The organism is Rathayibacter sp. VKM Ac-2928, from assembly GCF_022815545.1.
Lineage (GTDB): Bacteria > Actinomycetota > Actinomycetes > Actinomycetales > Microbacteriaceae > Rathayibacter > Rathayibacter festucae.
In genome coordinates this window covers 624,122-645,266 of sequence record NZ_JALGRU010000003.1, presented here as the reverse complement: position 1 = coordinate 645,266, position 21,145 = coordinate 624,122, and the positions used below count along the sequence as shown (strand labels likewise).

Below are 21,145 nucleotides of genomic sequence, written 5' to 3'. Positions count from 1 at the left end.
CAGCCCTAGGAGTCCCATGAACCCGACCGTCCCCCGCCCCGCGACCCGCACAGCGCCCCGCGCCACGCCGCGCCCCGCCCGCCGGGCCGCCGTCGTCACCGCGGTGCTCGCCTCCGCCGCCCTCCTCGCCGGTTGCTCGGCCGACGCCGCCGCCACGACCGACGCGGAGCCGAGCGCCCTCTTCGAGCAGAGCATCGCCGACCTGGTGCCCGAGGACATCGCGGCCGCTGGCGAGATCCGCATCGCGAGCGGCCCCGGCTACCCGCCGCTGCTCGACCTGGCCGACGACGGCACCACCCTCTCGGGCTCGCAGCCCGAGGAGATGCGCCTGATCGGCGAGGTACTCGGCCTCGACGTCGTCTTCGAGGACATCAAGTTCGATGCGCTCTTCCCCTCGCTGGCCTCGAAGAAGATCGACGCCGCGGCGGCCGCACTGGGCGTCACCGCCGAGCGGCTCGAGACCGTCGACTTCGTCAGCGACTTCCTCGGCGGCACCACGCTGCTGGTCGAGGGCGGCAATCCGCTCGACCTCACGATCGACACGCTCTGCGGCCAGTCCGTCGGCGTGCTCAAGGGCTCGACCGAGAACGACATCACGCTCCCGAAGTGGGACGCCGTCTGCACCGAGACGGGCGAGCCGGCGATCGAGATCTCGACCTTCCCGACCGCGGCCGACGCCGTGCTCGCCCTGAGCTCCGGCCGCGTCGACGCGACGGTCAGCGCCGTCCCCCCGGCCGTCTTCCAGGCCGAGCAGTCCGACGGCGCGCTCGAGGCGCTCGACGTCAACTTCGAGCCGAGCCCCTGGGGCATCGCCTTCCCGGACGGCTCCGAGTTGGCCCCCGCCTTCCAGGCCGCCCTCGAGCACCTGATGACGACGGGCGACTACCAGGAGAACCTCGAGCGCTTCGGCGTCGAGGTCGGCGCGGTCGAGCAGGCCGAGCTCTACACCGACCCGGCCCAGATCAGCGGATGACCGCCGTGGAGCAGCGCGCGACGACCACCGCGCCGCCCGAGACCGTGGTCCCCGTCCGGCACTGGGGCCGGCGGGCGGCGACCGCCGTGATCCTCGTGCTGGCGGCGCTGCTCGCCCACTCGGTCGCGACCAACCCGAACTTCGAGTGGGGCAGCGTCTTCGGCTACTTCCTCGACGGGCGGATCCTCCGCGGACTCGGCACCACGCTCCTGCTCACCGTGATCGCGATGGTCGTCGGCATCGTCATCGGCGTCCTGATGGCTGTCGGCCGGCAGTCGCAGACGCTCGTGGTCGCCACGGCGGCGGGCGCGTTCGTCGCCTTCTTCCGCGGCACGCCGCTCCTGGTGCAGCTGATCTTCTGGTTCAACCTCGCCGCGCTCTACCCCGAGCTCAGCCTGGGCGTCCCGTTCGGCCCCACCTTCGCCAGCGCCGACACCAACGTGCTGATCAGCCCGTTCCTCGCCGCGATCCTCGGCCTCGGGCTCAACGAGGGCGCCTACATGTCCGAGATCGTCCGCGCGGGCCTGCTCTCGGTCGACCCCGGCCAGGTCGACGCCGCCGAGGCGCTCGGGCTGCGGAGGGCCCAGGTCTTCCGCCGGATCGTCCTGCCGCAGGCGATGCGGGTCATCATCCCGCCGACCGGCAACCAGACGATCTCGATGCTGAAGACGACGTCGCTGGTGAGCGTGATCGCGATCCCCGACATCCTCTTCGCCGCCCAGACCATCTACTCCCGCAACTTCGAGGTGATCCCGCTGCTCATCACCGTCAGCCTCTGGTACCTGCTCGTCACCACGGTCCTCAGCGCGGGCCAGCGGATGATCGAGCGGCGCTTCTCCCGCGGCGACCGGATCGTCCAGGGCCCGACCCCGCTCGGGGCGCTGCTCGCGAGCGCGAGGCCGCGGCCCGCCGCCCGAGGGGAGGGAGCGCTGTGACCGCGCCCATGGTCCAGGCGACCGGCGTGCACAAGCAGTACGGCGGCAACCTCGTCATTCGCGGCATCGACCTGACCGTCGCGCCGGGCGAGGTGACCTGCCTGCTCGGCCCGTCCGGCTCGGGCAAGAGCACCTTCCTCCGCTGCATCAACCACCTCGAGAAGATCGACGCGGGCACGATCAGCGTCTCCGGCGAGCTGGTCGGCTACCGCCGCCACAACGGCCGTCTGCACGAGCTGCGCGACGCCGAGATCGCGACGCGGCGCAGTGAGATCGGCATGGTCTTCCAGCAGTTCAACCTCTTCCCGCACCTCACCGTGCTGGAGAACCTGATCGAGGCGCCCGTCCTGGTCCGCCGCGAGAAGGTGTCGGACGCCACGGCCCGCGCCCGCGTGCTGCTCGACCGGGTCGGCCTCGGCGCCAAGGCGGACGCCTACCCGCGCTCGCTCTCCGGCGGTCAGCAGCAGCGGGTCGCCATCGCCCGCGCCCTCGCGATGCGACCCCGGCTGATGCTCTTCGACGAGCCGACCTCCGCGCTCGACCCCGAGCTGGTCGGCGAGGTGCTCGACGCGATGCGCGACCTCGCCGCCGAGGGCATGACGATGATCGTCGTCACCCATGAGATCGGCTTCGCCCGCGAGGTCGCCGACACGGTGACCTTCATGGACGGCGGCGTCGTCGTCGAGTCGGGGCCGCCCGAGCGGATCCTCGCCGACCCGCAGCACGAGCGCACCCGCGCGTTCCTGTCCAAGGTCCTCTGACCCTGTCACCCGAGCCGTCGATCCCGGCGGCCCTCACCGATCCACGGAAGCGAAGCATCAGCATGGAGAAGTTCGACGTCGCCGTCGTCGGAATGGGCGCTCTCGGCAGCGCCGCCGCCTACCACCTGGCCCGCCGCGGCGCCCGGGTCGTCGCGTTCGAGCAGTTCGAGCTCGGCCACGTGCGCGGCGCCTCGCACGACACCTCGCGCATCCTGCGCACTTCCTACGGTGCCCCCGAGTACGTCCGGCTCGCGCAGTCGGCGTACCTCGACTGGGCCGACCTCGAGGCGGAGTCGGGCGAGTCGCTCGTCACGATCACCGGCGGGCTGGTGTTCTTCCCGGCAGGCAGCCCCTACTCCGCCGAGGCGTTCCGGTCGAGCCTCACCGAGAGCGGAGTCCCGTTCGAGCTGCTCACGCCGGCCGAGGTCACCGCGCGCTGGCCGCAGTTCTCGCTGCCGGAGGGCACGCAGACGGTGTACACCGCCGACTCCGGCATCGTGCACGCCGCCCGCACGGTCGCCGTGCTGCAGCTGCGGGCCCGGCAGCACGGCGCCGTGATCCGCGACCGCACGCCGGTCGAGGCGCTGCTCCCCGGCGAGGACGGGGTCGTCCTGCGCACCGCGGGCGGTGACGTGCTCGCGGGCAAGGTGATCCTCGCCGCGGACGCCTGGACGAACGAGCTGCTCGCACCGCTCGGCGCCGAGATCCCGCTCGTCACGATGCAGGAGCAGGTCAGCTACTTCGCGCCGCCCGAGCCGAGCGCCTTCGACCGCGAGCGCTTCCCGGTCTGGATCTGGGAGGACGAGCACTGCTTCTACGGCTTCCCGACCTACGGCGAGCCGACGATCAAGGCCGCGCGCGACGTCTCCGACAACCTGATGTCGCCGCGCGAGCGCACCTTCGTCCCCTCGGCCGAGCTGCTGGAGGAGCTGACCGGCTTCGTCGGCGCCGTGGTGCCCACCGCAGGCGAGGTGCTGCGCACCGTCACCTGCCAGTACGCGCTGACGCCGGACCGCCGCTTCGTCCTCGGCCCGCTCGACGAGCACCCCGACATCCTGGTCGGGCTCGGCGCCGGGCACGCCTTCAAGTTCACGCCGACCATCGGCCGCGTGCTCGCCGAGCTCGCCCTCGACGGCGCGACCAGCGAGGACGTGTCGGCCTTCGGAGTGACACCGCCGGTCGCGGCGCCCCTTCTGGGCTGAGGGCGCGGGAGGAGGAGCGTCCCCCTCCCGCGCGCCGTCACGCGACCTCGCGCTCCTCCTCCACCGCCGGCTCGAGCTCGACGACCTCGTGCGGCTGCCGCACGACGGGCGCCGCCGCTGTCACGGCGGGTGCGCCGAGCCGCGTGGGGGCGGCGGCCGGCCAGCCGATCGCCTCGGAGGCGCCCCGCAGGTTGCGGAGCCACCACGCCCAGTCCTCGGGGACGAGGCTGAACGGGTCCTCGTAGCCGAGGGCGCGGGCCGCGTAGACCGGCCAGTGCGCGTTGGCCAGCGCGGGGCGGCCGAGGTAGACCAGATCGAGCAGGTCCTCCTCGATCACCCGGTTGGCGATCTCGGGCTGCCCGAGGTTCCAGCTGGCGGCGACCGGGATGCCCACCTCCTCGCGGATCCGGGTGGCCGTGCCGACCATGCCGCCCAGCTTGCCGATCGGGATGTCGCCCTGCATGGCGTCGGTGTTGAAGCCGATGCTCACGTCGGCGAGGTCGAGTCCGTGCTCCTTCATCCAGCCGATCGCCGTGATCGACTCGTCGACGGTCGCGCCGCCCGGGTGCAGGTCGTCGACGCCGAGCCGCATCGTCAGGGGGATGCGCTCGGGGAGCACCGCGCGCACCGCGTCGAGGGCCTCGAGGTGGAACCGGGTGCGGTTCTCGAGGCTGCCGCCGTAGGCGTCCGTGCGCTGGTTGGCGAGCGGCGAGAAGAACTCGCTGCCGAGGTAGCCGTGCGCGAAGTGCATCTCGACCCACTCGTAGCCGGCCTCGACGGCGCGCGCGGCGGTGTCGGCGTAGTCCTGCATCAGCTGCGCGATCTCGTCGACGGTCAGCGCGCGCGGCACGTAGGGCATGTCGCCGCCGTAGGCGATCGCGGAGGGCGCGCGGGTCTGCCAGCCGGCCTCGTGCTCGGGCGGGAGCATGGAGCCGCCCTCCCACGGGGTGACGAGGCTGCCCTTGCGGCCGGTGTGGCCGAGCTGGATCGCGGCGACGCCGCCCATCGACGTGATCATGTCGACCACGCGCTTGTGGCCCTCGATCTGGTCGTCGTCGTAGAGGCCGGCGCAGTGCACTGTGGTGCGTCCGTCGGGCGTGATCGCGATCTGCTCGGGGAAGACGAGGCCGAACCCGCCGGCCGCACGGGCACCGAGATACATCAGGTGGAAGTCGTCCAGCTTGCCGTCGGTCGAGCGGTACATCGTCATCGGCGACATCGCGATGCGGTTGCGGAGGGTCACGCCCTTGAGCGTGTACGGGGAGAAGAGGTCGGGCATCGTGATCCATTCCGGGGGGAGGGGGTGAAGTGGAGCGAGTGGCCTCAGTGCATCACCGGCGCAGACTCCGGCCGATTTCGCGGCCGTTGCCGGTCCGTAACGTTCTGCTCACGGGGCGGCAGGGGGAGTGAGAGGTCGCGCTGCGGCGCCCGCGCCCGCCATCCTGGAAGCACGTGCGCGGTCCGCCGCCGCGACCGAGGAGGGGGACCCGTGCAGATCCAGAGATCCGGCGAGGATGCGCGCCGCCGCCCGCTCTACGGCGGCTCGGGCGTGCTCGATCTGGAGTACTACTTCCGCGCCACGACCGCACTGCCGAGCTCGGTGATGCGCTTCCACCTCGAGCCGGGCACCTCCGAGGGCGAGCACGTGCACCTCGCGGGCGACGCCGGCAGCTGCTCGCCCGAGAGCTCCGACGAGCTCTACGTAGTCGTGCTCGGCGAGGTCGTGATGACCGTCGACGGCGAGAGCGCCGTGCTGCGCGCGGGCGACGCCCTCTATGCCCCGGCCGGCAGCCACCACGGAGTCGCCAACGAGTCGGACGCCCCCGCCGAGCTGATCCTCGTCTTCGGCCCACCGACCCCGCGCTGACCCACGCGAGGAGCAGACGCGCTGGAGTCGTCCCCTCCCTGCTGGTCGAGCAGCCGCGCCAGCGGCGTATCGAGACCCCGCCGCCCAGGCGCAGAGGCGCCCGACCTCTCCTCCCAGCCCCATCACCACCCGCCCCCACCCCCCTTCCGTGCTTCCGCACCCCGCCTCCCGCCGGCGCCTGCCATCCTGGCCGGGCACGCGCCCGACCCCGTGCATGGAGGCGCCGATGTCCGACGACGGGATGGCCGAGTCCGGCTACCGGCAGACCCTCACCCGCGGCATCGGCCGCTTCGGCAGCTTCGCCGCGGGAGTCAGCTACATCTCGATCCTGACCGGCACCTTCCAGCTCTTCTCCTTCGGCTACGCGAACGGCGGCCCGGCCTACTGGTGGTCCTGGCCGATGGTCTTCGCCGGCCAGCTCGCCGTGGCGCTCTGCTTCGCCGAACTCGCCGCGCGCTACCCGGTCGCCGGCTCCGTCTACAACTGGAGCAAGCGCCTGGCCGGCCCGACGGTGAGCTGGCTCGCCGGCTGGATCATGGCGCTCGCCTCCGTCGTCTCGCTCGCCGCCGTGGTGCTCGCCTACCAGAGCACGCTCCCGCAGATCTGGCGCGGCTTCCAGCTGGTCGGCGACGGCACCGGCACGAGCGCCGGGGTCAGCGCGGTGCTCTGGGGCGCGATCCTGGTGGCGTTCACGACCGGCGTCAACGCCCTCGGCGTGCGGCTGATGGCCCGCATCAACAGCGTCGGCCTGCTGATCGAGCTGGTCGCCGCGGTCCTCCTCGTCGTCGTCCTCGCCGCCAATGCGGTCAACCCGCCGAGCGTCGTCCTCGAGACGGCCGGCCGCGGCGAGGGCGTCCCCGGCGGCTACCTCGGCGCGTTCCTCATCGCCGCGATCGCCTCCGCCTACGTGATGTACGGCTTCGACACCGCCGGCTCGCTCGGCGAGGAGACCGTCGACCCCCGGCGCACCGCCCCGACCGCGATCCTCCGCGCGATCACCGCCTCGTTCGTTCTCGGCGGCCTGATCATCCTCTTCGGCCTCCTCGCCGCCCCCGACCTCGCCGACCCCGCACTCGGCTCCCCGTCCGGCGGACTCCAGCTCGTGGTCCTGCAGGTGCTCGGCGGCCCGCTCGGCTCGGTGTTCCTCGGCTGCATCGTGGTCGCGATCACCGTCTGCGCCCTCGCCGTGCACACCGCCGGCATCCGCCTGGTCTTCGCGATGGCCCGCGACAATGCCCTGCCCGGCAGCGCCCTGCTCGCCCGCGTCGACCCGCGCCGCCGCACGCCGGTCGCCCCGGCCGTCCTGATCGGCGTCCTCGCCGTGCTGATCCTCGTCGTCAACATCGGCACCCCCGAGATCTTCACCGCCGTGACGAGCGTCGCCGTCATCCTGATCTACCTCGCCTACCTCCTGGTCACCGTGCCCCTGCTGCTGCGCCGCCTCCGCGGCCGCTGGCCCACCGCCGACGCGCACGCCGGCTGCTTCTCGCTCGGCCGCCTCGGCCTGCCGGTCAACATCGTCGCTGTGCTCTGGGGTACCGCGATGGCGGTCAACCTCGCCTGGCCCCGCACCGAGGTCTACGGCGACGGCCCCCTCCGCTGGATCGCCCTGATCGTCGTCGGACTCGTCGTCACCGTCGGCCTCGCCTGGTTCCGCCTCCGCGGCCGCCACCACCTGGGCGTCTTGCCGGAGCACGCGCTGCCGCTCCCGGAGCCGCTCGACCGCTGACCGCCCGCATCCGCGCTCTCGCTCCACCCGTCACTCCGGGTCGCCCGATCCGTCACGAACGGCTCCCTCTCCGCCGCCGAAGGAGCCGTTAGCGCCGTATCGCCGCCCCCTCTGCCCGCGGGAGCCCCGTACCCGCTGAGTCGCCCGAGAAGGTCCGTTCTCCGGCCCGGGAACGAGCCTTCTCGGGCGACTCACCGCCGAGGGCTCCTGGCCGACCGCCTCGGCGGCGGCGATCGTGCGCGCGGGCTCCTGTTCGACGGTGCGCCAGGATGGACGGCGGGCGACCGCCCGTCGAGGGGAGGGAGCGCCGTGCCGGACCGCCAGGCTCTCTCGACCGCCGCGCTGCTGACGCATGCGGTGCTCATCCAGGCCGTCGCCTTCCTGCTGCGGCCGGCCGCTGTCTACCAGGCGATCCAGCTCGACGTGCCGGCCTGGGCGCTCGGGGCGCTCGGCGCCTCGTTCGCGGTGGTGCCGCTGCTGATCGCGCTGCCCGTCGGCGGCCTCGTCGACCGGGTCGGCGCGCGCTTCGTGATGGCCTGCGGCTCACTGCTGACGATCGCCGCCGCCGGCCTGCTGCTGCTCGCGGGCGGCGGCCTCGTCGGCCTGCTCTGCGGCACCGCCCTGCTCGGAGCCGGCCACCTCGGCTGCGTCGTCGGCCAGCAGGCCGTGGTCGCCGGGGGAGCGGCCGGCACCCGCCTCGACAGCCGCTTCGGCTACTACACCTTCGCCGCCTCGCTCGGCCAGGCGATCGGCCCGGCCTTCATCCCCGTCTTCGCCGGCAGCGCCGTCCGCCCCGACCCCGCGCCGCTGTTCCTGGTCGGAGGCGCGCTCGCCGTCCTCCTCCTCGCCGTCACCACCGCGATAGCCCGCCCCGCACCCCGTGCCACCGCCGAGACCCCGTCCGAGGGCTCGACGCTCGGCCTGCTGCGGATCCCCGGCCTCGCCCGCGCCCTGCTCACCAGCGCGACCGTCGTCGCCGCCGTCGACCTGACCGTCGTCTACCTCCCCGCCCTCGGCGCCGAGCGCGGCCTGCCCGCAGGCGTGGTCGGTGCCCTGCTGACCGTCCGCGCTCTCGCCTCGATGGCGTCCCGCCTCCTGCTCGGCGCGACCACCTCCCGCTTCGGCCGCACCCGCGTGATGGTCGCCGGCATCGTCGTCTCCGCCGTCTGCCTGGTCCTCGTCGCCCTGCCCGCTCCGACCGCACTGCTCTTCGTCGCCGTCGCTCTGCTGGGCCTCGGCCTCGGCATCGGCCAGCCGATCACCATGTCCTGGCTGATCGAGCGCACCCCCGCCGACCGCCACGGCCGCGCCCTCTCCCTCCGCCTGGCAGGCAACCGCATGGGCCTGATCGCCCTCCCGACCCTCCTCGGCACCATCGCCGCCGCGGCCGGCGCGGGCGGCGTCCTCATCGGCACCGGCGTCGCCGTCGGCTCCACCCTCGTGCTCCTCCGCGGCGTCCGCCTCGACTGAGCCGCGCCCAATGATTGGTGGTCCTCCGTGTACTTCCAGCGCGCGTAACATTCGATAAGTTGCTCCGATGCGGCACTACATAGAAGGTCAGGGTAAAGACCGCTTACCAGTTTGAGCCGCCGCAGCTAGCGCTTAACCAGCCTTCGCTATGTCAGAACTGGAGAACTACCTGGTCGAGCAGAGCGAGCCGCTTCGAGGAACGCCTCGACGAGCAGATCGACGCTACTTGAAGGATTGTCGTCCGGCGAGACGGTTTCGGCACGATCGTGCGCGGACCTCCGATCGCGAGCACGACTACGAGCTATTTCATAGTTACCCTCGAGAGCGGTCAGAACAACTTCTTTCGAATTTGCATCTGACATCACGCCAATTTCGACGGCGGTTGATTGGATTGCTTTGGTCGAGCAGTAACCCTGATCTTTGATGTGCCATACTAGCCATATCTCGAAGCATGGATTCGAGACCGCTACTCGGATGTCAGCATCCGCTCCTTCTTTGATGGCCGAAGGGACGGATTCTCCGAAGTCGTCTACGTCAGTCATGACCCATACGGAATCGAAGGTGTTCCCAATATCTCGGCTGCGACGCGCTTCGATCACGTCTTCGGACTTGAGTGACGCCGCGCGGCGGACCAAGTTCAACGGGTCGCGTCCGGATCGCGCGATTTCGATAGTGACTCCAGTCGTCCCGAGCTTCGAGCGAAGGTAGTTCAGGTAATCCGGCTCGGTCTTCACCCCTCCCGTGACAACTAAAACCCGCCGATGCCTGTTTCTCGTTCCGGTGACCCTTTTGCGGTTATCGATTCTTCCCGAGGGTTTCGGACTTCTCGCCATCTAAGCATCCAAACTTCGTTGGGCGGCACGTAGTTCATTCGCAATTGACAGTTTCGGTAGCCCCCCGTATCTACCTGTTAGATATCCTCGCTCGAGATTCTCCTCGAGCCGAGGCGATCGGTACTCAGAAATGCCAATGATGGCGGAGGCGCCCTCCTCATTCTTTTCCACGACCCACAACTGATCACGATCGAGTAGCTTTTCAGAACCACCGGCGCGCCCAATCAATGAGACGTCATGGGTGGTGAATATGAGCTGTGCCTGTCTCGGATTGGCGCGCGGGTCTGAAAACACGCTGACCAGTTCGGCAACGAGCAGTGGGTGAAGGCTGCTATCTATCTCGTCAACAAGGCAGGCTGATCCATCTTCTAATGCTTTCACGGCGATCGATGCAAAGGATATAAGTGCTTGGGTGCCGTCCGACTCCCAGGCAAATGGAATCGGAACGTCCCGATCACGTCCTTGATGCGTGAAGCTTAGTTCTAATTCGCGGTTTTCCAGAAATTCGTCGATGCGGTCCGGATCTCCTGGAAGGGCGCGCAGTATCTGTTCGAGTTCTCGTCGACGGTCACTGCTCATTTCTTCTCTAACGACGTCAACTGAAACGATTCCCAAATCAGCGTGTTTCAAGAATCGCATAAGCCCATCGCGATATTTCATATCACCTGCGCTCAGCTTTTGTATGACGTGCTGGTGCTCACTATCGTAACTCTTGGCGTCATACAGTGAGAATCCATTGACAAGCCACGAGTAGGCCGACTTGGTGGCCTCATTCCCCGCCGCTGCTGCCGCAGAAAGGAAAAGTGCGTTCGGTCTTGTGGTAGCTCGAATATGCGCTGCTGGACCTCGAAAACTTGGGCCAAAGTACCACTCGTCATCGCTTTGGTCGTCATTCTCTCGATGAAAGATTACGGTCCGACGATGGGTTTTGTAGGAGTAAAGATACTCGCGCTCAATCCGCTCGTCCCCGAATGAGGCGCCGTATTGATATTCGAGCCCATCTGATGCGATGAATTCAATCTCGAAAGTCGTCGGCTCCTGAGTTCTCATTCGCTCCAAAGCAAAGGGCGTTCGAGGCACACCACCTTTTGGGTCCCAGCTTTTGTAGCTCTCGGTGACTGCGTATGCTATGAAGGCGAATGCGTCTAGTAATGTCGTTTTGCCGGAAGCATTGGAACCGTAGATGGCGGCGACCGCTGATATGTCGGGCCGTTTCCAGCTAGCGTGCTCCAGCTCCGTCCTCGGCCGTGACCTCTTGGACCGAAGCATAGAAAAGACTTGGCGGTCACGTATCGACCTGAAGTTGGTGACGGCGAGGGATATTAGCACGTAGCGCTCATTTCTTCAGACACAACTTCATACTAGCCTTCGATGCCACCTGGACCGAGATTTCGCATGTTCCGTGCGAAAAGTGCCGCGAGATGGTGGTTCGTCGCTCCTCGGGCCGTTGGGAGCTTGCTGCCTGCTCGGCGCGTCACTCGAGTCGGACATCGCATGCGGACTTGTCGGCGCGCCAGCCGCGCCAGACGGGCTGGCGGAGGGTGCCGCCGGCGGTGCGCTCGCGGTAGCGGACCTCGCCGACCAGGACCGGCTCGACCCAGTGCACGCCGCGGGACTCGGCGGGCGGGACGGACACTGCGGGCTCGTCGGTGGCGTGCTCGGCGAGGCGGTCGACGAGGCCGCGACGCTCGCGGTCGCTGAAGCCGCTGCCCACCCGGCCGGAGTAGACCAGGCCGTCGTCGCCGGGGAGTGCCGTCAGCAGCGAGCCGACCGAGCCGACGAGTCCGCCCTCGCCCTCGCGCCAGCCGACGATCACCACCTCCTGCACGCGGTGATGGGTGAGCTTCACCCAGTCGCCGGAGCGGACGCCCGGCCGGTAGGCCGCGTCCCGGCGCTTGGCGACCACGCCCTCCAGGCCGAGCGCGAGGCTCGTCGACATCGCCTCCTCCAGGTCGCCGTCGAACACCGACGGCACGTGCACGCGCTCGTTCTCGGTCGCCAGATGCTCCAGGGCGGCGCGGCGCTCGTCGTAGGGGCGGCCCACCGCGTCCGTGCCGTCGATCGCGAGCAGGTCGAAGAGCATCAGGTGCACCGGAGTCGCGCGGGCCGCCGCCTCGATCTCGCGCGGCTTGGTCAGGCCGCCGCGGGTCTGCAGCCGGCCGAAGTCGGGCCGGCCGCGCTCGTCGAGCGCGACGATCTCGCCGTCGAGCACGCAGTCGACCGCCGCCGCCTCGGCGATCGGGGCGAGGAGGTCGGGGAACGCGGCCGTCAGGTCGTTGCCGTTCCGGCTGGTCAGGGTCACGGCTCCGCCCGCCACCCGTACCAGGGCGCGGTAGCCGTCCCACTTCATCTCGATCGCGGAGTCCGCGGGGATCTCCGCCGCGCGGCCGGCGGTCGCGAGCATCGGCCGGAAGGCGGCGGCCTCCGCGGTCGGCGCGGCAGCGGAGGACCGCGGCGCTCCGGGATCGGTCGGTGCGGCAGCGGACGGTGCCGGCGCTCCGGACCCCGACGCCCCGGAGGACCCCCCGCCCTTCCGCACCCCGACCCCGCGCCCGTGCGCCTTCCCCCCGTGTGACTGTCCCCCGTGCGTCGCGGCCCCCGGCGCCATCAGGTGCAGCAGCCAGTTCTTCTCGTCCCCCTTCCCGCCCTTCGCCCCGGTGTGCAGCAGCGCGTACCGGCGCGGCTCGCCGCCGAGCCCGCCGTCCGGCCGGCCGGTCAGCACCGCGATCACCTCCTCGCCCTCGCGCCACTTCTCCAGCGCGTAGGTGCCCTCGTCCCAGATCCGCACCTCGCCGCCGCCGTACTCGCCCGCGGGGATCGTGCCCTCGAAGGTCGCGTACTCGAGCGGGTGGTCCTCCGTCTGCACCGCCAGCCGGTTCGGATCGCCGTCCAGCGGCGGCCCCTTCGGCACGGCCCAGCTGACCAGGACGCCGTCGTGCTCCAGCCGGAAGTCGTAGTGCAGCCGTCGCGCATGGTGCTCCTGCACGACGAAGGTGTCGCCCGACGTCGCGATCCCCGCCCCCGGCGACGGCACCGGCTCCGGCGTCTTCGAGGCGTCGCGCATGCTGCGGTAGGCGGCCAGCCGGTCGGCGGAGGCGTCGGTCGCCGCGAAGCCCGCCATCCGCTCCGGCGACGGCTCGAGCCCCGCACCGCGCGCGGCCAGCACCGGGCGCAGCAGGTCGCCGTCGCTCCGCAGCCGCTCGACCACCTCGTCAGGAGCCAGGTGCCGCAGATCCGCCGCCCCGATCTCCTCCCACGAGCGCGGCGCCGCGACCCGCGGCAGGAGCCGGCCCCGCAGCGAGTACGGCGCGATGGTCGTCTTCGCGGCGCTGTTCTGACTCCAGTCGACGAGCACCTTGCCCTCGCGCAGGGTCTTCTTCATGTCGGAGACGACCAGGTCGCGGTGGTCGGCCTCGAGCACCTTCGCCAGCTCGTGCGCGACCGAGGAGATCTGATCGCTCGAGGCGGAGGCGTCCAGCGGGCAGTACAGGTGGATGCCCTTGCTGCCGCTGGTCACCGGGAACGGCTCGAGCCCCATCCCCTCCAGCAGGTCGCGCGCGAGGAACGCCACCTCGGCGCACTCCGCCAGCCCCGCCCCCTCGCCGGGGTCGAGGTCGAGCACGAGCCGGTCCGGCGGCCGCCGCTCGCCGTCGGAGCCGACCCGCCACTGCGGCACGTGCAGCTCGAGCGCGGCCTGCTGGGCCAGCCAGGTCAGCCCGGCGACATCGTCGACGAGCGGGTACTCGACGTCCCGCGAGGAGTGCGCCAGCTTCGTCCGGCTCAGCCAGTAGGGCGCCGAGGAGGGCAGGTTCTTCTCGAAGAAGACCTCGCCGGGCTCCTCCGCGGTGCCGACCCCGTCGACCCAGCGCTTGCGCGTCACCGGCCGCCGGGCGAGGTGCGGCAGCATCGCGGAGGCGACGGACGCGTAGTAGGAGAGGACGTCGGCCTTGGTGAACCCCGCCTCCGGATAGACCACCTTGTCGAGGTTGGTCAGCCGCAGGCGCCGCCCACCCACCGACACGAGCTGCTGCGAGGAGGGGGTCATGACTCCATGGTGGCGTCGCCCGTCCGCCGCCGGGGAGGGAGTTGCGCCGACGGGGGATTGTCGAGGTGAAGTTGCGGGTGTGGAGGAGTGTCTCGCGGCCCGCGCACGGCTGCACTGGATAGCCTGACGATCACCCCACTTCCTCGACAAGGAGCCCCCGTGCCCGAGACGATCACCGACATCCCGCTCACCACGATCGACGGATCCGCGTCGACGCTCGCCGACTACGCGCCGGTGAAGCTCATCGTCAACGTCGCCTCCCGCTGCGGCCTCGCCCCGCAGTACGAGAAGCTCGAGGCGCTGCAGAAGCAGTACGGCGACCGCGGCTTCACGGTGCTCGGCTTCCCGAGCAACCAGTTCCTGCAGGAGCTCAGCGACTCCGACAAGATCAAGGAGTACTGCTCGACCACCTGGGGCGTCACGTTCCCGATGTTCGAGAAGGTCAAGGTCAACGGACGCTCGGCGCACCCGCTCTACGCGGAGCTGACCAAGACCGAGGACGAGGCGGGCAAGGCCGGCAAGGTGAAGTGGAACTTCGAGAAGTTCCTGATCACCGCGGACGGCACCGTGCACCGCTTCCGCCCGACGGTCGAGCCCGACGATCCGCGGATCGTCCAGCTGATCGAGGCGTCGCTCTCCGCCTGATCGCGGCGGCTGCGCGGATCCGATCGAACGGCGGCGCGGGATCGACCCCGCGCCGCGGCAGTCCTAGCGGGCGCGCAGTCCCTCGTCGATCCGCGCCTGCACGGGCTCGACGCCCTCGGGGCAGACGATGTCGGACACCTCGAACGGCGTCGCACGGGTGAAGGGGATCATCTCGATCCCGTCGACGTGACGCAGAAGGACGAGCGCACTGTCGCCGTCACGGAGCGTGCGGCGCACCTGCCGCTGGAAGATGCCGGCCATCTCGAGCTCGACCGTGAAGATCCGGCCGCTCACGTCGATCCGGCAGCCGAGCACGGGCTGGGAGGCGGTGGAGGCGGAATCGGGCGCGTGGCGGACGGCGATCGGCTCGTCCTTGCGCAGGGAGCCTCCCGTCCCGGTCAGGGTGGGTGCTGCGACTGCTCGCGCGGTATCGGTCATCGTCGTCTCCGTCCGTGGTCGCGACCGACGGAGAACCGCCCGGTCACTGTCCTCAGACGCTACGACGCGACCCTGGGACGGGGGGTGGGGTTGACGGATGCACCGCGGAAGGGCAGGGCGGCCGGGGGCTCAGCCCTGCCGCGACTCCTCGGGCTCCGGGAGGACGGACAGCTCGCCGTGCATGCTCGCGACGCTCAGCATCTGCTCGATCCACGCGCGGTTGAGCTTGGGCTGGTGCGTCTCGGCGAAGCGGAAGTGCAGCGGCACCGACGGGTGCAGCCAGACCGAGCTGCGGCCGTGGCCGGTGGAGGCGTCCTCGGTCCAGGAGAGCGAGAAGGCCTCGTTGCGCCGCAGCTTCGACAGCACGGCGACCTTGAGGTGGGCGAGCACCCGCTCCTCGAACTCGATCTCGAGATTCTGCGGTCCATAGGTCAGCGTGGCCACGGGCGCCCTTCGTCAGTGCGAGCCGCCCACGGCGGACAGCTCCTCGGGGACGGTAACCGGTGGAGCCCCTCGACGCGGAATCGACGGACAGACACGCCGATGCCCCATTGACAGCCCGGGCCGCGCCCCCTAGTCGAGGGCCGCTTCACCCGCATGCTGGTCGAGTAGCCCCGCAGGGGGTGCCGCCCTCTCGCCGAGGGCCTCTGCGAACCCCATGCTGGTCGAGTAGCCCCGCAGGGGCGTATCGAGACCCACCGTCCCCAGCAGGGTGGTCTGCAGACTCGTCCTCTCGACGCGGGTGGATCTCGATACGCCCTCTGCGAGGGCTACTCGATCAGCATGAAGCGTCCACCCTGACGAGGTGACCTTCTCGCGTCCCGGACGCACTCCGCTCGGACGTTCGGCTCGCAATTCCGCCCTGGGCTCGCGATCTCGGCGCATTCCAGCGTGCCCGAGGCGGTCCGGCGTGCCGGAGCTCGCGCGCACGGGGACGTTCGGCTCGCGATTCCACCCCGGGCTCGCGGAATCGGCGCATTCCGACGTGCCGGAGGCGACCCCGCGTGCCGGAGGACGTCCCCCGCAGCGAGGACCGCGCCCGGCCTCCGTCCGGCGCGACCGGGTAGCATCGCAGGGCCTGTTCCGGCGGACGAAAGCGACGAGGCCATGAAAACGCGAGTCATCTTCTACCTCATCGGCGGCGTCCTGCTCCTCGGCGCCGGCATCAGCTCGCTCGGCGACGGGGTCTCCGTGCCGGACATCATCACCGTCCTCTGCGGCGTGCTGATCCTCGCCCTCGCCGGCTGGCAGTACCGCCGCTCGCACGGCCCCGACGAGCGCACGCCCGGCGACGACGTCGAGCGCCCCCACCGCTAGCCCGCGCTCAGCCGGCCTGCGGGCACGACTCGCTCCCGCTCCACCGCCGCCCCCGGGTCAGCAATCCGCCCGCGCGTGAGCCCGGCCGCGCTCAGCTCGTAGCGTGCCCTGACCCCGGCCGCGCGCAGCTCGCAGCGCGCCCTGACCCCGGCCGCGCGGCCCCGAGCGCGCCCTACCCGCGCGCCAGCAGCAGCCGGTACGGCGCCGCCCGCTCCACGCGCCAGCCCTCGGGCGCCAGCACGCGCAGCTCCGGCGCCGTGTAGCTCCGCCGCACCGACAGCGACCCGTCGTAGTGCAGGAACGACCCCGCGGCGATCGGCCGCGTCGCCGCCGCGTACGCGGTGTACGCCAGCCGCGAGCGCTCGATGTCGTTGTGCAGGGCGCGCGGAGCGAGCCGCTCGCTGTCCTCGAGCAGCGCGCTCAGAGCCTCCGCCGGCAGGTGGTGCAGCAGGTGGTTCGACGTCACGATGTCGTACTGAGCACCCTCGGCGACCAGGTCGGCGCTGCTCGCCCGCCGGAACTCGAGCCCGGCCGGCGCCGGCGTCGACGTCGCGAAGGCGAACGCCCGCTCGTCCGGATCGATCGCGGTGATCGCGAGCCGCAGCCCGTCCGCGTGCGCCCAGTCGGCGAGCGAGCGCGCGATGTCGCCGCCGCCCGAGCCGATGTCGAGCAGCCGCAGGGGCTCCTCGCTCCGGAACAGCGGGCGCAGCCGGGTCCGGTAGAGCCGCCGCCAGCCGGAGACGAGCCGGTTCACCGTGCCGAACCGCGCATAGGTCGCATCGAGCAGGGCGCGGTCGCAGGACGGATCGTCCATCAGCTCCTGCGCGTTCGTCTCCCTGTGCCGGAGGTCGGGGACGAGCGGCGCGTGGGCGCTCACGCCCCGCCGCGCTTGGTCAGCAGCGCCATCTCGACGGTCAGCCCGGGTCCGAACGCCATCGCGCCGATCCGCTCGCCGTCGGCCGCCTCGCCGTGCAGCAGGCGCCGCAGGATGAACAGCACGGTCGCGCTCGACATGTTCCCGACCGTCCGCAGCACCTCGCGCGACGGCCGCATCTGCTCGTCCGAGAGGCCGATCGCCGACTGCACGCGGTCGAGGATGCTCCGGCCGCCCGGGTGCACGGCCCAGCGCTGCACGTCCGCGGCGCCGACCCCGCCGAGGCCGAGCATCGGCTCGAGCGCGGCGGTGATGTTCGTGCCGATGATGGACGGCACGTAGGTGCTCAGCCGCATGGTGAAGCCGTGGTCGCCGATCGTCCAGGCCATCTCGTCCTCGCCCTCGGGGGTGAGGGTCGTGTCGAGCTCGTCGATGTCGAGCACCGCGGTGCCCGGCTCGGGTGCGCGGGCCGTGACGACCGCCGCGGCGGCCCCGTCGGCGAAGACGGAGGTGGCGACGATCTGCTCCGCGTCGCTCGAGCTGGTCAGGTGGATGCTGCAGAGCTCCGCCGCGACGACCAGCACGACGGCCGACGGGTCGGCCTCGCAGAACGCGCGGGCGGCGCGGAGCCCGGGGAAGGCGCCGTAGCAGCCCATGAAGCCGAGGTGGAAGCGCTGCGTCGAGACCCGCAACCCGAGCGCGCGGACCAGCTGGTAGTCGGGACCGGGCGCGTAGAAGCCGGTGCAGGAGACGGTGACCACGTGCGTGACCTCGTCCGGCGCGAAGCCGGCCGCCTCGAGCGCGCGCCGGGCCGCCTGCGCGAACAGCTCCGGAGCGCGGGCCGTGTAGACGGCGTTGCGCGCGGCCGTGCCCGGGTCGAGCAGGAGGCCGGAGCGGGCGTCGTAGAAGGTGCTCTCGCCGTCGCGCTCCTCGCCGTCCAGCTCGTCGACGACCGTGTGCCGGGTGTCGATCCCCGAGGCGTTGAAGGCCGCGCCGATCAGCCGCGAGCCGAGGCGGGTGACGGCGGGCTGCGCGGCGAAGAGGTCGCGGAGCTCCGGCTGGTGCAGGACCGTGGGCGGGACGGCCGTCTCGATGCTGCGGATGTGGACGCTCACCCGCGGGAACCTACCGCACGTTCCTGCGGGTGAGCGGCGCTCCGGAGGCTCCGCGTGGCGGTGCTCAGAGGATCGGCTTCCCGCCGGTGACGGCGATGGTCGAACCGCTCATGTAGCTGGCGTCGTCCGAGGCGAGCAGCACGTAGGCGTGCGCGACCTCGGCGGGCTGGCCGGGACGGCCGAGCGGGACCTGCTCGCCGAACGAGGCGACGGCCTCCGGCGGCATCGTCGCCGGGATCAGCGGGGTCCAGATCGGGCCGGGGGCGACCGCGTTCGCGCGGATCCCCTTCTCGCCGAGGGCCTGCGCGAGCGAGGCGGTCATGCTGAGCATCGCGGCCTTCGTCGCCGCGTAGGGCAGCAGCTGGTACGACGGCTGGTCGGACTGCACCGAGCTCGTCGCGATGATCGAGGCGCCGCTCTTCAGGTGCGGCAGCGCGGACTTCACGAGGTGGAAGTAGGCGCTGATGTTGGTCGCGATGGTGCGGTCCCACTCCTCGTCGGGGATGTCGGTGACCTCCTCGCGGCTCATCTGGAACGCCGCGTTGCTGACGAGCACCTCGAGGTGGCCGAGCTTCTCGACGGTCTCGGCGACGACGGAGCGGCAGTGCGCCGGGTCCTGCAGGTCGCCGGGGAAGAGCAGCGCCTCGCGGCCGGCCTCGCGCACCCACTTCGCGGTGTCCTCGGCGTCCTCGTGCTCGTTCAGGTACGAGATCGCGACGTCGGCGCCCTCGCGGGCGAACGCGATCGCGACGGCCTTGCCGATGCCGCTGTCGGCGCCGGTGACCAGGGCGACCTTGCCGCGCAGACGGTCGGAGCCGCGGTAGCTGGTCTCGCCGTGGTCGGCCTTCGGCGTCAGCTCGGCCTCGGTGCCGGGCGGGGTCTGCTCGGGGGATTCCGGAGTCATGGTGCTCCCTCTCGTCGTGGGTCGGTCCTCCCATGCAAGCCGCTCGCGCGCCGCCGCGCCACGGGGTTGACGCCTTCTTCCGCTCTGATGAGCAGCCCCCCTGCATGCTGGTCGAGTAGCCCCGAAGGGGCGTATCGAGACCCACCGTCACCAGCAGTCGGGCTCTGCAGACCCCACCTGCCGACCACGGTGGATCTCGATACGCCCGCTTCGCGGGCTACTCGATCAGCAGGAGGCGACGACCCCGCCGGCACCCGAGCCGCCCGTCGATCCGCGCCGTCAAGCCCGAGACACCGGGAGCCGCCGGGGAGTTGACTGAGCCGACGCTCCGCACCGGGGCGCACGAGGAGGCCGACATGAGCACGCCCACCGATCGGGGCCCCGGCTCCGACAGCACCGGTCCCGACCGCAGCGACCGCTTCCGCAGCGAGCCGAGCGGCGCCGACCACGACGCGACCACCCGCTTCGACACGACGAGCACCGCCTCGACCTCCACAGGCGCCACCGCGACCACCGCCCCCGACGACCAGCCCGCCGCGCACCGCGCCCCCGTCGACCCCGACTCCGCGGAGGCCGCGAAGGCCCGCACCGCCGCGCGCAAGGACATCCACCAGCGCGAGAAGGACCGCTTCGGCGGCCTCAAGATCGGCTGCGCCTTCTTCGGCTGGCTCGCCGCGACCGGCCTCGCGGTCATCCTCACCGCCCTGGTCACCGCGATCGGCGCGGCCGTCGTCGGCACGCAGGACGTCACGGCCGACCTGGCCGCGGACCCCGCCGCCTTCGGCTGGGTCGGCGCGATCGCACTGCTCGTGATCCTCCTCGTGGCCTACTACTCCGGCGGTTACGTCGCCGGCCGGATGGCCCGCTTCAGCGGCGCCAAGCAGGGCGTCGCGGTCTGGGCCTGGGCCGTCGTCGTCGCGATCGTCGTCGGCATCGTCTCCGCGCTCACCGGAGGCAGCCAGATCCTCTCCGCCGTCAGCGGCTTCCCGCAGATCCCGCTCGACGCGGGCGACGCCACCGTCACCGCGATCGTGACCGTCCTCGCCGCCCTGGTCGTCTCCCTCGTCGGCGCCGTCCTCGGCGGCCTCGCCGGCATGCGCTTCCACCGCCGCGTCGACCGCGAGGGCCTCTCGGGCCTGGCCGTCTGACCACCTCCCTCCCGCGAGATGCCACTTATGAGCCTCCGCCTCGGCGTGTCGCCCTCGTAAGTGGCATCTCGCGGGCTGCGGCCGCACGGGCACCCCGGGCCCTCCCCGCGAGATGCCACTTGGGTACGGCTCACTCGGCGTGTCGCGTACCGAAGTGGCATCTCGCGGACTGCCGCCGGGGCTCGCACCCCCGGCTCGCCCCGCGAGATGCCACTTATGAGCCCCCGTCTCGGCGTGTCGCCCTCATAGGTGGCATCTCGCGAACTGCGGGCTGCACGCGCACCGCGGGAGGGGGCGTACGCCTACGCTCGTGCGGGTGGAGAACGCGCGTGGAGGCAGGCTGAGCATCGAGCTGGCGGAGTGGGCGGCGCCCGCGGCGCTCGCCGGGCTCCGGGACGAGTACCTCGCCTTCCTCGCGGAGCACGGCGACGCGGCGCTCGAGCGGGACGGCGGCCCCGAGCACGTCACCGCGAGCTGCTTCGTGCTCTCGCCCGCACTCGACCGGGTCCTGCTCTGCTACCACCGCAAGGGCCGCTTCTGGGTGCAGCTCGGCGGGCACGTCGAGCCGGCCGACGCCTCCGTCCCCGCCGCCGCGGAGCGCGAGGCCCGCGAGGAGAGCGGCCTGCCAGCCCTCACCCTGCTCGGCGACGTCCCGCTCGACCTCGACCGGCACGGTCTCGGCGGCGGCTTCGGCCGCTGCAGCACTCACTGGGACATCGGCTACGGCGCGATCGCCGACCCCGCGCAGCCCTTCGCCGTCAGCGACGAGAGCGACGCCCTGGCCTGGTGGCCGGTCGACGCCCTGCCCGAGGACGTCCCGCCCGGCTTCCCGGAGCGCCTCGCCGGCGCGCTGGCGGCGGCCCGCAAGCTCTGAGGATCCGGAGCCGCG

Annotated in this window: 20 protein-coding genes; 11 read left to right on the top strand and 9 right to left on the bottom strand. The window is 71.3% G+C overall.

The features are described from left to right. The first annotated feature begins 16 nt into the window (after positions 1-16). The 4 genes from MT350_RS14375 (at position 17) to solA (ending at position 3,871) form a co-directional block, all read left to right on the top strand. Entirely contained in the window at positions 17-973 is a 957-nt protein-coding gene (locus tag MT350_RS14375) for an ABC transporter substrate-binding protein (RefSeq protein WP_243600731.1), read from the top strand. Then, entirely contained in the window at positions 970-1,908 is a 939-nt protein-coding gene (locus MT350_RS14370; RefSeq protein WP_243616188.1) for an amino acid ABC transporter permease, read from the top strand. Before MT350_RS14375 ends, MT350_RS14370 begins: the two co-directional genes overlap by 4 nt. Beyond that, positions 1,905-2,669: an amino acid ABC transporter ATP-binding protein gene (locus MT350_RS14365; RefSeq protein ID WP_308197479.1), complete on the top strand. Its 765-nt coding sequence runs from the start codon at positions 1,905-1,907 to the stop codon at positions 2,667-2,669. The genes MT350_RS14370 and MT350_RS14365 overlap by 4 nt, the downstream gene beginning before the upstream one ends. Before the next feature lie 62 nt (positions 2,670-2,731). Further along, positions 2,732-3,871: an N-methyl-L-tryptophan oxidase gene (gene solA / locus MT350_RS14360; protein WP_243616187.1), complete on the top strand. Its 1,140-nt coding sequence runs from the start codon at positions 2,732-2,734 to the stop codon at positions 3,869-3,871. Positions 3,872-3,908: 37 nt separating this feature from the next. Here the strand turns inward: solA and MT350_RS14355 are convergent, their stop codons facing one another. After that, positions 3,909-5,150 (bottom strand): NADH:flavin oxidoreductase/NADH oxidase, encoded by a 1,242-nt coding sequence (locus MT350_RS14355; RefSeq protein WP_173251055.1) that lies wholly within the window; start codon positions 5,148-5,150, stop codon positions 3,909-3,911. A 210-nt stretch (positions 5,151-5,360) separates the two neighbouring features. Here MT350_RS14355 and MT350_RS14350 point away from each other — a divergent pair, with 210 nt between their 5' ends. The 3 genes from MT350_RS14350 (at position 5,361) to MT350_RS14340 (ending at position 8,937) form a co-directional block, all read left to right on the top strand. Beyond that, complete coding sequence (locus MT350_RS14350; protein WP_127887753.1) at positions 5,361-5,738, top strand: cupin domain-containing protein; 378 nt, start codon at positions 5,361-5,363, stop codon at positions 5,736-5,738. A gap of 226 nt (positions 5,739-5,964) precedes the next feature. Beyond that, a complete protein-coding gene (locus MT350_RS14345; protein ID WP_243616186.1) occupies positions 5,965-7,467 on the top strand; it encodes an APC family permease in 1,503 nt (500 codons plus the stop codon). A 309-nt stretch (positions 7,468-7,776) separates the two neighbouring features. After that, positions 7,777-8,937 (top strand): MFS transporter, encoded by a 1,161-nt coding sequence (locus MT350_RS14340; protein ID WP_243616185.1) that lies wholly within the window; start codon positions 7,777-7,779, stop codon positions 8,935-8,937. A 146-nt stretch (positions 8,938-9,083) separates the two neighbouring features. Here MT350_RS14340 and MT350_RS14335 read toward each other — a convergent pair whose 3' ends face one another. The 3 genes from MT350_RS14335 to MT350_RS14325 all read right to left on the bottom strand — a co-directional run bounded on the left by MT350_RS14335 (position 9,084) and on the right by MT350_RS14325 (position 13,815). Continuing rightward, entirely contained in the window at positions 9,084-9,770 is a 687-nt protein-coding gene (locus MT350_RS14335) for an RloB family protein (RefSeq protein ID WP_279396417.1), read from the bottom strand. Beyond that, positions 9,771-11,039 carry an ATP/GTP-binding protein gene (locus tag MT350_RS14330; RefSeq protein WP_243616220.1) on the bottom strand — a complete coding sequence of 423 codons (1,269 nt, stop codon included), beginning with the start codon at positions 11,037-11,039 and terminating at the stop codon, positions 9,771-9,773. It abuts the gene before it with no gap. Positions 11,040-11,244: 205 nt separating this feature from the next. Continuing rightward, entirely contained in the window at positions 11,245-13,815 is a 2,571-nt protein-coding gene (locus MT350_RS14325; RefSeq protein ID WP_243616183.1) for an ATP-dependent DNA ligase, read from the bottom strand. 159 nt (positions 13,816-13,974) lie between these two features. Here MT350_RS14325 and MT350_RS14320 point away from each other — a divergent pair, with 159 nt between their 5' ends. After that, positions 13,975-14,460: a glutathione peroxidase gene (locus MT350_RS14320; RefSeq protein WP_243600723.1), complete on the top strand. Its 486-nt coding sequence runs from the start codon at positions 13,975-13,977 to the stop codon at positions 14,458-14,460. Positions 14,461-14,523: 63 nt separating this feature from the next. Here the strand turns inward: MT350_RS14320 and MT350_RS14315 are convergent, their stop codons facing one another. Both MT350_RS14315 and MT350_RS14310 read right to left on the bottom strand, forming a co-directional pair. Beyond that, entirely contained in the window at positions 14,524-14,898 is a 375-nt protein-coding gene (locus tag MT350_RS14315) for a hypothetical protein (protein WP_243616182.1), read from the bottom strand. 129 nt (positions 14,899-15,027) lie between these two features. After that, the gene (locus MT350_RS14310; RefSeq protein ID WP_243616181.1) at positions 15,028-15,342 is read right to left on the bottom strand and encodes a hypothetical protein; all 315 of its coding nucleotides are present in this window, start codon (positions 15,340-15,342) and stop codon (positions 15,028-15,030) included. Between the two features lie 663 nt (positions 15,343-16,005). Here MT350_RS14310 and MT350_RS14305 point away from each other — a divergent pair. Next, positions 16,006-16,215 carry a hypothetical protein gene (locus MT350_RS14305; protein ID WP_123706287.1) on the top strand — a complete coding sequence of 70 codons (210 nt, stop codon included), beginning with the start codon at positions 16,006-16,008 and terminating at the stop codon, positions 16,213-16,215. A 172-nt stretch (positions 16,216-16,387) separates the two neighbouring features. Here the strand turns inward: MT350_RS14305 and MT350_RS14300 are convergent, their stop codons facing one another. From MT350_RS14300 to MT350_RS14290, 3 genes are all read right to left on the bottom strand, one after another. Then, positions 16,388-17,092, bottom strand: coding sequence for a methyltransferase domain-containing protein (locus MT350_RS14300; protein WP_243616180.1), 705 nt, complete (start codon positions 17,090-17,092; stop codon positions 16,388-16,390). Further along, the gene (locus MT350_RS14295; protein ID WP_243600720.1) at positions 17,089-18,204 is read right to left on the bottom strand and encodes a 3-oxoacyl-[acyl-carrier-protein] synthase III C-terminal domain-containing protein; all 1,116 of its coding nucleotides are present in this window, start codon (positions 18,202-18,204) and stop codon (positions 17,089-17,091) included. The genes MT350_RS14300 and MT350_RS14295 overlap by 4 nt, the downstream gene beginning before the upstream one ends. 64 nt (positions 18,205-18,268) lie before the next feature. Then, positions 18,269-19,108, bottom strand: a complete 840-nt coding sequence (locus MT350_RS14290; protein ID WP_243616179.1) for an SDR family oxidoreductase — start codon at positions 19,106-19,108, stop codon at positions 18,269-18,271. A 356-nt stretch (positions 19,109-19,464) separates the two neighbouring features. On the opposite strand from MT350_RS14290, the gene MT350_RS14285 reads away from it, so the two are divergent. Together MT350_RS14285 and MT350_RS14280 are read left to right on the top strand one after the other, a co-directional pair. Further along, on the top strand, positions 19,465-20,256 hold the full coding sequence (locus tag MT350_RS14285; RefSeq protein ID WP_243616178.1) for a hypothetical protein: 792 nt from the start codon (positions 19,465-19,467) through the stop codon (positions 20,254-20,256). A 316-nt stretch (positions 20,257-20,572) separates the two neighbouring features. Further along, a complete protein-coding gene (locus tag MT350_RS14280; protein WP_243616177.1) occupies positions 20,573-21,130 on the top strand; it encodes an NUDIX hydrolase in 558 nt (185 codons plus the stop codon). Positions 21,131-21,145: the final 15 nt, after the last annotated feature.